At 64.1% G+C, this 13,915-nt stretch carries 10 protein-coding genes; 4 read left to right on the top strand and 6 right to left on the bottom strand.

Annotated elements, in window-relative coordinates:
• Positions 1-95 precede the first annotated feature (95 nt).
• Positions 96-575, top strand: coding sequence for a glutathione peroxidase (locus tag ACTJLB_RS09370; protein ID WP_020065613.1), 480 nt, complete (start codon positions 96-98; stop codon positions 573-575).
• Positions 576-599: 24 nt separating this feature from the next.
• On the opposite strand, the gene cls is transcribed toward ACTJLB_RS09370, so the two are convergent.
• The 6 genes from cls to dapC all read right to left on the bottom strand — a co-directional run bounded on the left by cls (position 600) and on the right by dapC (position 7,164).
• Positions 600-2,066, bottom strand: coding sequence for a cardiolipin synthase (gene cls / locus ACTJLB_RS09365; RefSeq protein WP_288823470.1), 1,467 nt, complete (start codon positions 2,064-2,066; stop codon positions 600-602).
• Between the two features lie 342 nt (positions 2,067-2,408).
• Positions 2,409-3,293, bottom strand: a complete 885-nt coding sequence (gene prmB, locus ACTJLB_RS09360; protein ID WP_020065615.1) for a 50S ribosomal protein L3 N(5)-glutamine methyltransferase — start codon at positions 3,291-3,293, stop codon at positions 2,409-2,411.
• Between the two features lie 26 nt (positions 3,294-3,319).
• Positions 3,320-4,459 (bottom strand): succinyl-diaminopimelate desuccinylase, encoded by a 1,140-nt coding sequence (gene dapE / locus ACTJLB_RS09355; RefSeq protein ID WP_410799942.1) that lies wholly within the window; start codon positions 4,457-4,459, stop codon positions 3,320-3,322.
• A 157-nt stretch (positions 4,460-4,616) separates the two neighbouring features.
• Positions 4,617-4,982, bottom strand: a complete 366-nt coding sequence (locus ACTJLB_RS09350) for an ArsC family reductase (RefSeq protein ID WP_440783104.1) — start codon at positions 4,980-4,982, stop codon at positions 4,617-4,619.
• Positions 4,982-5,809, bottom strand: coding sequence for a 2,3,4,5-tetrahydropyridine-2,6-dicarboxylate N-succinyltransferase (gene dapD / locus ACTJLB_RS09345; protein WP_027775340.1), 828 nt, complete (start codon positions 5,807-5,809; stop codon positions 4,982-4,984). The genes ACTJLB_RS09350 and dapD overlap by 1 nt, the downstream gene beginning before the upstream one ends.
• A 137-nt stretch (positions 5,810-5,946) precedes the next feature.
• On the bottom strand, positions 5,947-7,164 hold the full coding sequence (dapC, locus tag ACTJLB_RS09340) for a succinyldiaminopimelate transaminase (protein WP_027775339.1): 1,218 nt from the start codon (positions 7,162-7,164) through the stop codon (positions 5,947-5,949).
• A 422-nt stretch (positions 7,165-7,586) separates the two neighbouring features.
• Here dapC and ACTJLB_RS09335 point away from each other — a divergent pair, with 422 nt between their 5' ends.
• The 3 genes from ACTJLB_RS09335 to ACTJLB_RS09325 all read left to right on the top strand — a co-directional run bounded on the left by ACTJLB_RS09335 (position 7,587) and on the right by ACTJLB_RS09325 (position 13,744).
• Positions 7,587-8,624 carry a DMT family transporter gene (locus ACTJLB_RS09335; protein ID WP_088174707.1) on the top strand — a complete coding sequence of 346 codons (1,038 nt, stop codon included), beginning with the start codon at positions 7,587-7,589 and terminating at the stop codon, positions 8,622-8,624.
• A 159-nt stretch (positions 8,625-8,783) separates the two neighbouring features.
• On the top strand, positions 8,784-12,302 hold the full coding sequence (gene smc, locus ACTJLB_RS09330; RefSeq protein ID WP_310355617.1) for a chromosome segregation protein SMC: 3,519 nt from the start codon (positions 8,784-8,786) through the stop codon (positions 12,300-12,302).
• 116 nt (positions 12,303-12,418) lie between these two features.
• Positions 12,419-13,744 (top strand): cell division protein ZipA C-terminal FtsZ-binding domain-containing protein, encoded by a 1,326-nt coding sequence (locus ACTJLB_RS09325; protein WP_440783103.1) that lies wholly within the window; start codon positions 12,419-12,421, stop codon positions 13,742-13,744.
• Positions 13,745-13,915: the final 171 nt, after the last annotated feature.

Genomic DNA, 13,915 nt, shown 5'->3' with positions numbered 1-13,915 from the left:
GGGATGACACCGGGCGCTCAGCCGGCATCAGCCATTCGGCCGACTGTATCCGCCGCGCTTTTGGCATAGACTGACGGCTTTCCTGGGGAGAGCACATGACATCGATTTATTCTTTTTCGGCCCGCACGCTAGGCGGCGAGGAAGTGAGCCTCGGGCAGTACGAAGGCAAGGTCTTGCTGATCGTCAATACGGCGAGCGAATGCGGTTTCACGCCGCAATATGCGGGCTTGCAGAAGCTGTATGAGGGCTACGCCGCGCGCGGGCTTGCGGTGCTGGGCTTCCCATGCAACCAGTTCGGCAAGCAGGAGCCGGGCGACGCGGCGCAAATCGGCAGCTTCTGCGAAAAGAACTACGGCGTTACTTTCCCGATGTTCGACAAGGTAGACGTGAACGGTGCCAACGCGCATCCGCTGTTCCGCTATCTGACCGGCGAGGCGCCCGGTCTGCTGGGTCTCGAAGCGATCAAGTGGAACTTCACGAAGTTTCTCATTGGCCGTGACGGCAACGTGGTCAAGCGCTACGCGCCTTTGACCAAGCCCGAGGCGATTGTCGAAGACATTGAAAAACTGCTGTAACCGCGCCGCGCGTGCCGCGACGGCTCACAGAATTGGCGAAAACAGTCGGGCCACATGCATCAGCACGCGCCGTAATGCGCTCGCGTGGCGGTACTCGTTACGATCTATCTCACGAGATTCGGCGAAATCGGCGAGCAGCATTGCCTCGACTTCTTTCGCAAAATCGCGGTCGACCGTCATCACCATGATCTCGAAGTTCAGGCGAAACGAACGGTTGTCGAGATTGGCGCTGCCGACCGCCGCCGCCACGCTGTCGATCAGCACGACCTTCTGATGCAGGAAGCCCGGCTGGTAGCGAAAAATGCGGATGCCCGCGCGCAGCGAATCGTACGCATACAGTTTCGACGCTTCGAACACCACCACGTGATCGCGCCGGCTGGGAATCAGAATGCGGACGTCCACGCCGCGCAGCGCTGCGAGCCGTAGCGCCGAGAACACGGCTTCGTCCGGCACCAGGTAGGGCGTCGTAATCCAGATGCGCTCGCGCGCGGCATTGATCGCTTCGACGAAAAAAAGCGAGCAGGTTTCCTGCTTGTCGGCCGGGCCGCTCGGCACGACGAGGCAGTGCATGTCGTGGCCCGTTGCCGGGTGCGCGGAGTTGGCCTCGTCCGACGGCGCCGTCGGCAGATGGAGTTCAGGCAACTGCTGCGTTGCCCAGTACCAGTCTTCGGTGAACACGAACTGGATGCTGGCGACCGCCGGTCCGCGCACTTCGATATGAGTGTCGCGCCACGGCGAGAGCGGCGGCTTGCCGCCAAGATATTCCACGCCGACGTTGTGCCCGCCCACAAACGCGCGTTCGCCGTCGACAGAAACGATCTTGCGATGGTTGCGGAAGTTCAGTTGCAGCCGGTTGACGAATCGGCGATTGGTGGCGAACGGATGCGTGTCCACGCCGCCCGCGCGCAGCGACGCGACATAGCGGTGCGGCAGATCGAAGCTGCCGATGCTGTCGTAGAGGAAATACACGCGCACGCCTTGCTTGGCTTTCGCTATCAGTGCGTCTTTGAACATTTCGCCGAGCGCATCGTCGCGCACGATGAAGAACTGCACGATCACGTAATGGCGTGCGTTTTCGATGGCCTGGAAAATTGCCTCGAATGTCGCAGTGCCGTTCACCAGCGTGCGCACGGAATTGCCTGGCAGAAACGGCATGCCGCCCAGCCGTGTGAGCGAGTGGACGAGCCTGCCGCCAAGTGCATGCGCGGGGAGTTGGGCCGAAGAAGCAAGCCTGTCCCACTCTGGAGGATGCGCATGCGCGCGCAGCAATTCGTTTTCGACGCGGCGCGCGTCGGCGTAACCCGCAAACTTGCTGCGCCCGAGAAAGAGGTATGGGACGAGCGTGAGATACGGCATCGCGACCAGCGACACGGCCCACGCAATCGCGCCTTGTGACGTGCGGGTATTGAGAATCGCGTGACATGCCGCGACCACGCCGAGTATGTGGGCGAGGGCCACCAGCGTGCCGACGTGAAGCAGGTCGAATTGCATAGGCAAGCGAAGGGATGGGCGAAGCGCTGCACGGCTCGCTGGACGAACACGGCAGCTAAGCTAACAAGCTAAGGAACTAACGAGCTAACGACCTAACGGCGCCCATCTTACAGAACGCGCGCGGGTTGGGGGCGGGTTGGTATTGCCTGAAACGACGGCAAGTGCTTGCACGGCGTCGCAACGACTGCGGGGAAGCTAACCGTGACCGACGACTCAGCATCCGATGTAATCGAGTTTTTTACCGGATCGGAGCAAGCACTTTGCATGAAGTCGCAGTGAGCAGCGGAATCACTCACTGCGACTCACGACCAAGCCTCGACTCCGGCCCGGTGTCTACCCGGTTCAGACAGGCAGGTCGGCGGCCTGGATCAGGAACACGTTGTCGTCGCCGGCGCTCGTGGACAGCCACACGAGATTCAACCCGCCGAATGCCGCTTCGACATGCTGACGTTCGTTGCCGATTTCGATCACGAGCACGCCGTCTTCTGTCAGCCAGTTGCGCGCCTCGGCAATGATCCGCCGCACGATGTCCATGCCGTCGCTGCCGCCCGCGAGTGCCATTTCCGGCTCGTGCTTATATTCGGCGGGCAACTCCTGCATCGACGCGGCGTTCACATACGGAGGGTTGCTGATGATCACGTCGTAGCGGCGTTCCGCGAGCGGCGCATACAGGTCGCCTTCGAAGAGAGCGATGCGCTCGTCGAGCTTGTAGTCGTCCACGTTGCGCGCCGCGACTTCGAGAGCCGGCGCGGACAGGTCGACCGCGTCGATATCGGCATTCGGAAACGCATGCGCCGCAAGAATCGCGAGGCAGCCCGAGCCCGTGCAAAGTTCGAGCACGGCGCTGACCTGTTCGGGATCTTCAACGTAAGGTTGCAGCCCGTCCTGCAGCAACTCGCCGATGAACGAACGCGGCACGATCGCGCGTTCGTCGACGTAGAAGCGAAAGCCGTGCATCCATGCTTCCTGGGTGATGTACGCAGCCGGCACCCGCTCGGTAGCGCGACGCTCGATCACGTTGAGAACCGCGTCGATCTCAGCCGCGCTCAAGCGTGCGTCCATGAACGGATCGAGCAGGTCGAGCGGCAGATGCAGCGTGTGCAGCACCAGATAGGCGGCTTCGTCGTACGCATTGGCCGAGCCGTGGCCGAACGAGAGCCCGGACTGGTTGAAGCGCGAGACCGCGAAACGCAGCAGGTCGCGGACAGTGGAAAAGGGCAGCGTCATCGCAATAGTCCTTGGATATATCCCGGTTAAGCGATCAGTTGTTCGAGCACGCGGCGGTACACGTTTTTGAGCGGCTCGATGTGGGCGACGTCGATATGCTCGTCGATCTTATGAATGCTGGCGTTCAGCGGGCCGAACTCGACCACCTGTTGGCAGATCCGCGCGATGAAGCGGCCGTCCGAGGTGCCGCCGGTCGTCGACAGTTCGGTGCTCACGCCGGTTTCGTCCTTGATCGCTTTGGCCAGCGCGTTCGACAGATCGCCGTGGGGCGTGAGGAACGGCAGGCCGCTCACGGTCCACTGCAGGTCGTATTCGAGACCATGCCGGTCGAGGATCGCATGCACGCGTTGCTGCAATCCTTCCACCGTGCTGGCTGTCGAGAAGCGGAAGTTGAACATGACGTCCGCGTGGCCGGGAATCACGTTGGTGGCGCCGGTGCCGCTATGGATATTCGACACCTGCCACGTGGTGGGCGGGAAGTATTCGTTGCCGTCGTCCCAGCGCTCGGCGACGAGTTCTGCGAGCGCGGGCGCGAGCAGATGCACTGGATTCCTGGCCAGATGCGGATAAGCGATATGGCCTTGCACGCCCTTGACGATGAGCTTGCCCGACATCGAACCGCGCCGGCCGTTTTTCACCGTGTCGCCGAACTGCGTGCTCGAAGTCGGTTCGCCGACGATGCAATAGTCCATGCGCTCGCCGCGCGCTTGCAGCGCCTCGACGACTTTGACGGTGCCGTCGGTGGCGGGGCCTTCTTCGTCGCTCGTGATCAGAAACGCGATCGAGCCGCGATGCCGCGGGTGCGCCGCGACGAACTCCTCGCTCGCGACCACGAACCCGGCGATCGAGGTTTTCATGTCGGCTGCGCCGCGACCGTACAGCTTGCCGTCGCGATGCGTCGGTTCGAACGGCGCGGACTGCCATTGCTCCAGCGGGCCGGTGGGCACCACGTCGGTGTGACCGGCAAACGCGAGCAGCTTGCCCGCGCGGCCGTCAACGCCGCGTTTGACGGCCCACAGGTTCGTCACGCCGTTGGATTCAATGGTTTCGTGCTCGAAGCCGAGCGCGGACAGGCGTTCGATCAGGAGGCGCTGGCAATGCTGATCGTCGGGCGTGACGGAGGCGCGCGCGATCAGTTGTTCGGTAAGGGCGAGGGTGCCGGACATGGATTCGATACAAGCCACTTTGGGATGAAAAAATGCCGGCTGGCGGTGACGCACCGCAGCCGGCAACAGCTTTGACGCAACGCGGCGAAGCCGCGCTCAAGCAACACAATGCAGCGGCAGGGCAAGCGGCAGAGCGCTCACGCGAACGCCGCCATGCTCACGCAAACAGCGCTGCATATTCTTCGGGCGAAAAACCAAGCGACTTCACGCGCCCATTGATCACCAGCACGGGCCGCTTGATGACCGACGGCTTGTGGATCATCAACGCGATCGCTCCCGGCTGGGTGTCCGCCGCCGCCTTCATGTCGTCGGACAGACCGCGCCACGTCGTGCCGCGGCGGTTCAGCAATGCGTCGAGCTTGACGTCTTTCAACCAGTCCTGCACGAGCGGCTCGGTCACGCCGGCTTTCTTGAAGTCATGAAACTTGAACTCCACGCCGTGCTCTTCGAGCCACACACGCGCTTTCTTCACGGTGTCGCAGTTCGGAATTCCGTAGACGACAGTCTTGGTGCCGCGCGCCATTAGTCGCCTCGCAGGAGCTCATTCAGGCCGACCTTCGCACGTGTCTTTGCGTCGACCTTCTTGACGATCACGGCGCAATAGAGGCTGTGCGAACCGTCCTTCGACGGCAGATTGCCCGCCACCACGACCGAGCCGGCCGGAATGCGGCCGTATGTGACTTCGCCGGTTTCGCGGTCGTAGATCTTGGTGCTCTGGCCGAGGTACACGCCCATCGAAATCACCGAATTTTCTTCGACGATCACGCCTTCCACCACTTCCGAACGCGCGCCGATAAAGCAGTTGTCTTCGATGATGACCGGGTTTGCCTGCAGCGGCTCCAGCACGCCGCCGATGCCTACGCCGCCCGACAGGTGCACGTTCTTGCCAATCTGCGCGCAGGAACCGACGGTGGCCCACGTGTCGACCATCGAGCCTTCGTCGACATAGGCGCCGATGTTGGTGTACGACGGCATCAGCACGACGTTCTTCGCGATGAACGAGCCGCGGCGCGCGATGGCGGGCGGCACGACGCGAAAGCCGCCGGCGGCGAAGTCTTCAGCGGTGTAGTTGGCGAACTTCGACGGCACCTTGTCGTAGAACTGGCTGTAGCCGCCCGCGGGCATCGGCGCGTTGTCTTCGAGGCGGAACGACAGCAGCACGGCTTTCTTCAGCCATTGATTGACGACCCAGTCGCCGTCTTTCTTCTCGGCGACGCGCAGCGCGCCCTTGTCCAGTTGCTCGATGGCGTGGGCGACGGCTTCACGCACGTCGGCCGGCGCGGCTTTGGGCGACAGCTCGGCGCGGTTGTCCCAGGCGGTGTCGATAATTTGCTGAAGTTGTTGCGACATATGCGTGCTTTCTGAAGAGTTGAAGTCTGAAGAAGGGAGGCGGTGCGCAAGGCGTTCGCCGGGAAAACGGAACAGGAACAATCAGCGGCAGGCCGCGCGACGAATCTGACGACGTGCCGGCCTGGAACCCGGCAAACTCAGCCCGCCAGCCCGCGGCAAAAATCGACGATGCGTTGCGCGCCCTGCGTGCATTCGTCGACGTCGGCGACGAGCGCGAGGCGCACGAAATTGCGGCCGGGGTTCACACCATGCGCGGTGCGCGCGAGGAACGAGCCCGGCAGAACCGTCACATTATAGTCGGCGTAAAGACGCTGGGCGAACTCCGTGTCCGTGAGGCCGGTGCGCGAGACGTCGGCCCACAGATAGAACGCGGCGTCGGGCAGGCGCACGTCGAGCACCGCGGCAAGCATCGGCGTGACGGTGGAAAACTTCTGCACGTATTTCGCGCGGTTCTCGCGCACGTGCGCTTCGTCGTTCCAGGCTGCGATACTCGCGCTTTGAAACACCGTTGATAACGCCGCGCCGTGGTAAGTCCGGTACAACAGGAAGTCTTTGAGAATCGCCGCGTCGCCCGCGACAAAGCCCGAGCGCATGCCGGGCACATTCGAGCGCTTCGACAGGCTCGACAGCATGATGAGTCTGTCATAACCGCGGCCGAGCTTGTGCGCGGCTTCGAGGCCGCCGAGCGGCGCGTTGGCTTCGTCGAAATAGATCTCGGAGTAGCACTCGTCGGAGGCGATCACGAAGCCGTGGCGGTCCGAGAGCGCGAAGAGTTCGCGCCAGTCTTCGAGCGTCAGCACCGCGCCGGTCGGGTTGCCTGGCGAGCAGACATAGAGCAGTTGCGTGCGAGCCCAGACGTCGGCCGGCACCGCCGAGTAATCGCACGCGAAGTTGCGCGCCGGGTCGCTATTGACGAAATAGGGCTCTGCTCCCGCGAGAATCGCCGCGCCTTCGTAGATTTGGTAGAACGGGTTCGGACAGAGTACGATCGCAGGCTCGCCTTTCGCGTTGCGCTTCGGGTCGATGACCGTTTGTGCGAGCGCAAACAGCGCCTCGCGCGAACCGGAGACGGGCAGCACTTGGGTCGCGGGATCTACCGGCGGCAGGCCGTAGCGCTGCGTAACCCACTTCGCGATCGACTCGCGCAACGGCAGCGACCCTACGGTGGCCGGATACGCGGACAGACCGCCGAGCGAGGCGATCACGGCGTCGGTTATCAACGTGGGCGTCGGATGTTTCGGCTCGCCAATGCCGAAGCTGATATGCGGGAAGCCGGCGGCCGGCGCGACGTCTTTGAAAAGCGCGCGCAGCTTTTCGAACGGATAGGGCTGGAGGGAGTCGAGTAGCGGATTCACTGGGCGGATCGAGCCTGATCGAAGAGGGCGCGGAAAGATGCACGACGGCGCATGCGCTGGGCCGCGCCGCGCGAAAATAGCAGCGGCGGCGAGCAGGGGATTATAGCGTGCGCGAGGGTTGGCGTTGGGCGGCTGGCGGGCGTGGGCCATGGTTGAGCCTGCGGCAAGCGGGCATTGGCCACGCCGACCGGACGCCAACGAATCCTCAACTAGAAGTATCCTGGCATCAACCAGGGCACCACCACCCGCCAGGCGGCGCAGTTAATGCGCTGCAGCGGGAACGACGCGGAACGTAACAGTTCGCGCAGAAACAAGGCAGGAGCAGCAATGTATGCAGCAATCGAGGAGACGTCCGGACGAGGAGCGCGCGAAAACGCCGCAGTCCGTGACACGAACAGCACCGTCTCGCGGAGAGCGTCGCCATGACCAACTGGCTTCGCACAGGGTGGCCGACGCTCGCGATCATGCTGGGTGCGTCGGTGTGGGGAATGATCTGGTATCCGCTGCGGATGCTCGCAGCGCTCGGCGTGACCGGCACGGCCGCGAGCGCGCTCACGAGCGGCGCCGGTTGCCTGTTCGTGCTGCTGGTGCGTCATCGGGCGCTGAAAACCGTGCGCTGGCACTGGCTGCTGCCGGCGCTCGCGCTCGCCGCGGGCATCACGAATCTCGGCTTCGTGTGGGGATCGATCCACGGGCAGGTGATGCGCGTGCTTCTGCTCTTCTATCTGACACCTGCATGGACCGCGCTCTTCGCGCACTTCATCCTGCATGAACGGCTGACGTGGGCCGGCGCGGGGCTCGCCGCGCTGTCGCTGGCCGGCGCGATGACGATGCTGTGGTCGCCGCAGCTCGGCATTCCGCTGCCGGGCAATCTCGCGGAATGGGCGGGCCTCGCGGGCGGGATGGGTTTCGCAATGAGCAACGTGCTGATCCTGAAGACCAGCCGTGTATTGCCGCAGATGAAACCGGAGATGCGCACCGCGACCATCTTCGGCGGCGCGGCGATTTTCGGCGCTTGCGCGTCGCTATTCGAAGCGATGCCCGCGCCGCCCACCGGCGCACATCTCGCTACTGCCGCGTGGCTGGTGCTCGGCCTCGGTTTCCTGCTCGCGTCCAACAACATGCTCGTGCAATACGGGCTGTCGCGCGTGCCGGCCAACCGGGCGTCGATCATCATGCTGTTCGAACTCGTGGTCACGGCTATGTCCGCGTGGCTCTTTGCCGGCGAGACGCCCGGCCCGCGCGAATGGGCGGGCGGCGCGTGCATCGTGCTTGCTTCGGCGCTGTCGAGCTGGATGCATCGCACGAAGGCAATGCCGCCCGATCCCGCCAATCAGGATGCGGGCGAGGGCCCGGGCGACGACCCGGGCGTCAGGAGCGCCGCGAGCACATGCTCGGCCGACATCCACCAGCGCGACGGCCATAAGGACGGCAAGAACCGCCCACGCGCGATGGTATGATTGCCCCTCATTAGCCGGCGCATGCGCGGTGCGCGTGCAGCCGGCGCCCATGTCTCGAGGGCTGGCAAGGAGCGCGGGCCGCATCGCTGCAGCGGCACACGGCTCGTGCGGCCTTCGTGAGCCACCTATTTTTTCTCCCTTTCAAACAGCGAAATCGCCGTGCGTCTGACCTCGATCAAACTCGCTGGATTCAAGTCATTCGTCGATCCCACGCATTTCCAGGTTCCGGGCCAGCTAGTCGGCGTGGTCGGACCCAATGGATGCGGCAAGTCCAACATCATCGACGCCGTGCGCTGGGTGCTCGGCGAATCGCGCGCCTCGGAGCTGCGCGGCGAGTCGATGCAGGACGTGATCTTCAACGGCTCGACTGCGCGCAAGCCGGGCAGCCGCGCCAGCGTCGAACTCGTGTTCGACAACGCCGACGGGCGTGCCGCCGGGCAGTGGGGCCAGTATGCCGAGATCGCCGTGAAGCGCGTGCTCACGCGCGACGGCACGTCGAGCTACTACATCAACAACCTGCCGGCGCGTCGCCGCGACATTCAGGACATTTTCCTCGGCACCGGTCTTGGCCCGCGCGCCTACGCGATCATCGGGCAGGGCATGATCGCGCGCCTGATCGAAGCGAAGCCCGAAGAACTGCGCGTCTTTCTCGAAGAAGCCGCGGGTGTCTCCAAGTACAAGGAACGCCGCCGCGAGACGGAGAACCGCCTGCACGACACGCGTGAGAATCTGACGCGGGTCGAAGACATCGTCCGTGAACTGGGCACGAACCTCGAGAAGCTCGAAGCGCAAGCGGTGGTCGCCACGCGCTACAAGGAACTGCAAACCGACGGCGAAGAGAAGCAACGCCTGTTGTGGCTGCTGCGCAAGAACGAGGCGGGCAGCGAGCAGGAACGTCAGCAGCGCGCCATCGAACAGGCGCAAATCGACCTCGAAGCGCAGACAGCCAAGCTGCGCGAAGTCGAAGCGCAACTCGAAACGCTGCGCGTCGCGCATTACTCGGCGAGCGACGCGATGCAGGGCGCGCAAGGCGCGCTGTACGAAGCGAACGCCGAAGTGAGCCGGCTCGAAGCCGAAATCAAGTTCATCGTCGAATCGCGCAACCGCGTGCAGGCGCAAATCGCTGCGCTGACCGCGCAGCGTGAACAGTGGCAATCGCAGGCTGAAAAAGCGCAAGGCGATCTCGAAGACGCCGAAGAGCAACTCGCCGTCGCCGAAGAAAAGGCCGCGCTCGCCGAAGAAGAAGCCGCCGCGAAGCACGACGCAATGCCCGCGCTCGAAGCGCGCTGGCGCGATGCGCAAGCCGAACTGAATGCGGAGCGCGGCGGCATTGCGCAGACCGAACAGGCGCTCAAGCTCGAAGCCGCGCATCAGCGCAATGCCGATCAGCAATTGCAGCAGTTGCAGCAGCGTCACGAGCGGCTGAAGGCGGAAGCAGGCGGCCTCGACGCACCCGACGAAGCACAGCTCGAAGAGCTGCGCATGCAACTCGCGGAACACGAAGAAATTCTGCACGACGCGCAGACGCGTCTTGCCGATGCGCAGGAAACCCTGCCGCGTCTGGACGCCGAGCGCCGTGCCGCGCAGGACCGCGTGCAGGCGGAAAGCGCGCAGATTCATCAGCTCGACGCACGCCTTGCCGCGCTCAAGCAGTTGCAGGAAAACGTCCAGACCGAAGGCAAGATTCAGCCGTGGCTCGAAAAGCACGAGCTCGGCGGCCTGCCGCGACTCTGGAAGAAGCTGCACGTCGAGTCCGGTTGGGAAGCCGCGCTCGAAGCCGTGCTGCGCGAGCGGCTCGCCGCGCTCGAAGTATCGAATCTCGACTGGGTCAAGGCGTTCGCTACAGACGCGCCGCCCGCCAAGCTCGCGTTTTACGCACCGCCCGTCGCCGGCCAGCCGGCCGCGGCGTCGTCCGCGCTTCGGCCGCTGCTGTCGCTGGTTCGTATCGACGACGCGGGCATCCGCGCGGTGTTGAACGACTGGCTCGGCCTTGCGTTCGTCGCCGACGATCTGCAGCAGGCGCTCAGCATGCGCTCGCAATTGCCCGAAGGCGGCTCGTTCGTCGTGAAGGCGGGGCACGTGGTGACGCGCGTCGGCGTGCAACTGTATGCGGCCGATTCGGAACAGGCCGGCATGCTGGCCCGTCAACAGGAAATCGAAAATCTCGCGCGTCAGGTGCGCGCACAAGCCCTGCTCGCCGACGAAGCGAAGGCCGCCGCGATCCGCGCCGAAGCCGCGCACACGCAAGCGGCGCAGGCGCTGACCGACGTGCGTCAGCAGGCCGAGCGGGCAACCCAGCGCGTGCACGCGTTGCAACTCGACGTGCTCAAGCTCACGCAGGCGCACGAGCGTTACACGCAGCGCAGCACGCAGATTCGTGAAGAGCTCGAAGAGATCAACGCACAGATCGAAGAGCAGCGCGCGATGCGTGCGGAATCCGAAGCGAACTTCGAGCGTTACGACGGCGAACTCGCCGAATTGCAGGCGCGATTCGAAGATCACCAACTGGCTTTCGAGGCGCTCGACGAAGCGCTTACCGCTGCACGCGGCGAGGCACGCGACCTTGACCGCGCCGCGACCGACGCGCGCTTCGCCGCGCGCAACATGGCGAACCGCATCGACGAATTGAAGCGCAGCATTCAGGTGGCGCACGAGCAGAGCGAGCGCGTCGCGGCGTCGCTCGAAGATGCACGCGCCGAACTCGAAACCATCAACGAGCAGACCGCTCACACGGGCTTGCAGGACGCGCTCGACATTCGCGCGGTCAAGGAAGAGGCGTTGCACGCCGCGCGTCTCGAACTGGACGACCTGACTGCGAAGCTGCGCGCCGCGGACGAAACGCGTCTCACCGCCGAGCGCGCGCTGCAACCGCTGCGCGACCGCATCAACGAATTGCAACTGAAAGAACAGGCCGCGCGGCTGAACGGCGAGCAGTTCATCGAGCAACTGGCGGCAGCGGGCGTCGACGAGGCGGAGCTGCAGGCCAAGCTCACGCCGGACATGAAGCCGTCGTATCTGCAGGGCGAAGTCACGCGCATCAACAACGCGATCACCGCGCTCGGTCCGGTCAACATGGCCGCGCTCGACGAACTCAAGGCGGCCACCGAGCGCAAGTCGTTCCTCGACTCGCAATCGGCCGACTTGACGAGCGCGATCGAGACGCTCGAAGACGCAATCCGCAAGATCGACGCGGAAACGCGCACGCTATTGCAAGGCACCTTCGACGAAGTGAACCGTCATTTCGGCGAACTGTTCCCGCGTCTCTTCGGCGGCGGCCAGGCGAAGCTGATCATGACCGGCGACGAGATTCTCGACGCCGGCGTACAGGTGATGGCGCAGCCTCCGGGCAAGAAAAATTCGACGATCCACTTGCTGTCGGGCGGCGAAAAAGCGCTGACCGCAACCGCGCTCGTGTTCGCGATGTTCCAGTTGAATCCGGCGCCGTTCTGTCTGCTCGACGAAGTGGACGCGCCGCTAGACGACGCGAACACCGAACGTTTCGCCAACCTGGTACGCGCGATGTCGGACAAAACCCAGTTCCTTTTCATCTCGCACAACAAAATCGCGATGGAAATGGCGCAGCAACTGATCGGCGTGACGATGCAGGAGCAGGGCGTGTCGCGCATCGTTGCCGTCGACATGGAAACGGCTGCGGGTTTCGCCCAGAATATCGTTTAAGTTTTCGTTTGAATCAAGGAAGCGCGGGCGCCCGCGTTCAGCGCTGCGGCACTCGCCGCGCGATACGTGGGGCGGGCGTCAGGACGCGCAGATAAAGAATTGCTGATGGAGCATGCATGGACGAGTTGACACTCGGTTTGATCGGCGCGGGTGCCGTGGTGGTCGGGGGCGTGGTGGTGTACAACGCGTGGCAGGGCGCCAAGGTGCGCCGCAAGATGCCGCGGCCCATGCCCGCGGACGCCGCGGAGAATTTCGCGCGCGACGACCATCAGGAACAGAGCCCGTTTATCGAACCGGCTCGGCCCACAACGCGTCGCGAGCCCGTAGTGGGTGCGGAGGCATCCGCCGACACGGCGTCGGCCCGCGTCGAACCGACTTTTGGCGCGCCGGTAGGCGCGGCACCGCTTGATACGCCGGCCGACATTCAGGCAGAGACGACCACACCGAATGGCTATCTGTCGGAGGGCGATGATGCCGAGGCCGAGGGTGGCGCAAAGGCGAGCTCCGGTGCCGACGCCGGCAAGGACGCGGCGGCGGGTCAACAACCCGCGAACAACCCGTCGCGCGAAGCGGACGAACAGATCGAGCCGATTCTGCCGGCTGCCACGACGATCTCGTCCGCGCCGCCGGCTATCGTCGATCGCCGCATCGACTGCATCGTGCCGATTCGTCTGAACGGACCGGTTGCGGGCGACAAGGTGATTCCGCTTGCGCAGCGTCTGCGCCGCGCCGGCAGCAAGCCGGTACATATCGAAGGCAAACTCGAGGGCGGCGCGTGGGAATTGCTGCAAAACGGCGCGCGCTATGAAGAGTTGCGCGCGGCCGCGCAACTGGCCAATCGTAGCGGCGCGCTCAACGAACTTGAGTTCTCCGAGTTCGTGACGGGCGTACAGCAATTTGCCGACGCAATCGACGCCTCGCCGGAATTTCCCGACATGCTCGAAACAGTCGCGATGGCGCGTGAGCTCGACGGTTTCGCCGCGCAGTGCGACGCACAGTTGTCGATCAACGTGCTCTCCGACGGCGCGCCGTGGTCAGCCAACTACGTGCAAGCGGTGGCCTCGCAAGACGGCTTGCTGCTGTCGCGCGACGGCACGCGTTTCGTCAAGCTGGACGCGCGCCAGAGCCCGGTGTTCATGCTGCAATTCGGCGACACGAACTTCCTGCGCGACGACCTCACGTACAAGGGCGGTCAGATGATCACGCTGGTGCTCGACGTGCCGGTGGCCGACGAAGACATCTTGCCGTTCCGTCTGATGTGCGACTACGCGAAGTCGCTGGCCGAGCGCATTGGCGGGCGAGTGGTGGACGATGGCCGTCGCCCGTTGCCGGAGACCGCGTTGCTCGCCATCGAAAAGCAGTTGATGACGCTTTACGCGAAGCTCGAACAGGCCGGCATTCCGGCAGGATCGCCCGCCACTCGGCGTCTGTTCAGTCAATAACCCGCCGCGTTTCAAAACGCCTCGAACGGCCGCGCAATGCGCGGCCGTTATCGTTTGTGCGCCCAGCATGGGCGCACTCCTGCGGGTGCAAGTCCCGCCATAAGCTGGTCACAGCGAATGAAGTGAAGCGCAACTGCATGAGGGCGACCGAGTGTGGGGAGGAAGCGTGGA

Origin of the sequence: Paraburkholderia sp. 22098 (assembly GCF_052045935.1) — a bacterium.
Classification (GTDB): domain Bacteria; phylum Pseudomonadota; class Gammaproteobacteria; order Burkholderiales; family Burkholderiaceae; genus Paraburkholderia; species Paraburkholderia caledonica.
The sequence above is the reverse complement of the archived record's forward strand: the minus strand, read 5'-3'. Positions and strand labels throughout refer to the sequence as shown.

Bases quoted from the DNA above. Each gene is read 5' to 3' on its own strand.
- ACTJLB_RS09370 (WP_020065613.1), top strand. From the start codon at position 96: ATGACATCGATTTATTCTTTTTCGGCCCGCACGCTAGGCGGCGAGGAA.
- cls (WP_288823470.1), bottom strand. From the start codon at position 2,066: ATGCAATTCGACCTGCTTCACGTCGGCACGCTGGTGGCCCTCGCCCAC.
- prmB (WP_020065615.1), bottom strand. From the start codon at position 3,293: ATGACGCTGCCCTTTTCCACTGTCCGCGACCTGCTGCGTTTCGCGGTC.
- dapE (WP_410799942.1), bottom strand. From the start codon at position 4,459: ATGTCCGGCACCCTCGCCCTTACCGAACAACTGATCGCGCGCGCCTCC.
- ACTJLB_RS09350 (WP_440783104.1), bottom strand. From the start codon at position 4,982: ATGGCGCGCGGCACCAAGACTGTCGTCTACGGAATTCCGAACTGCGAC.
- dapD (WP_027775340.1), bottom strand. From the start codon at position 5,809: ATGTCGCAACAACTTCAGCAAATTATCGACACCGCCTGGGACAACCGC.
- ACTJLB_RS09335 (WP_088174707.1), top strand. From the start codon at position 7,587: ATGACCAACTGGCTTCGCACAGGGTGGCCGACGCTCGCGATCATGCTG.
- ACTJLB_RS09325 (WP_440783103.1), top strand. From the start codon at position 12,419: ATGGACGAGTTGACACTCGGTTTGATCGGCGCGGGTGCCGTGGTGGTC.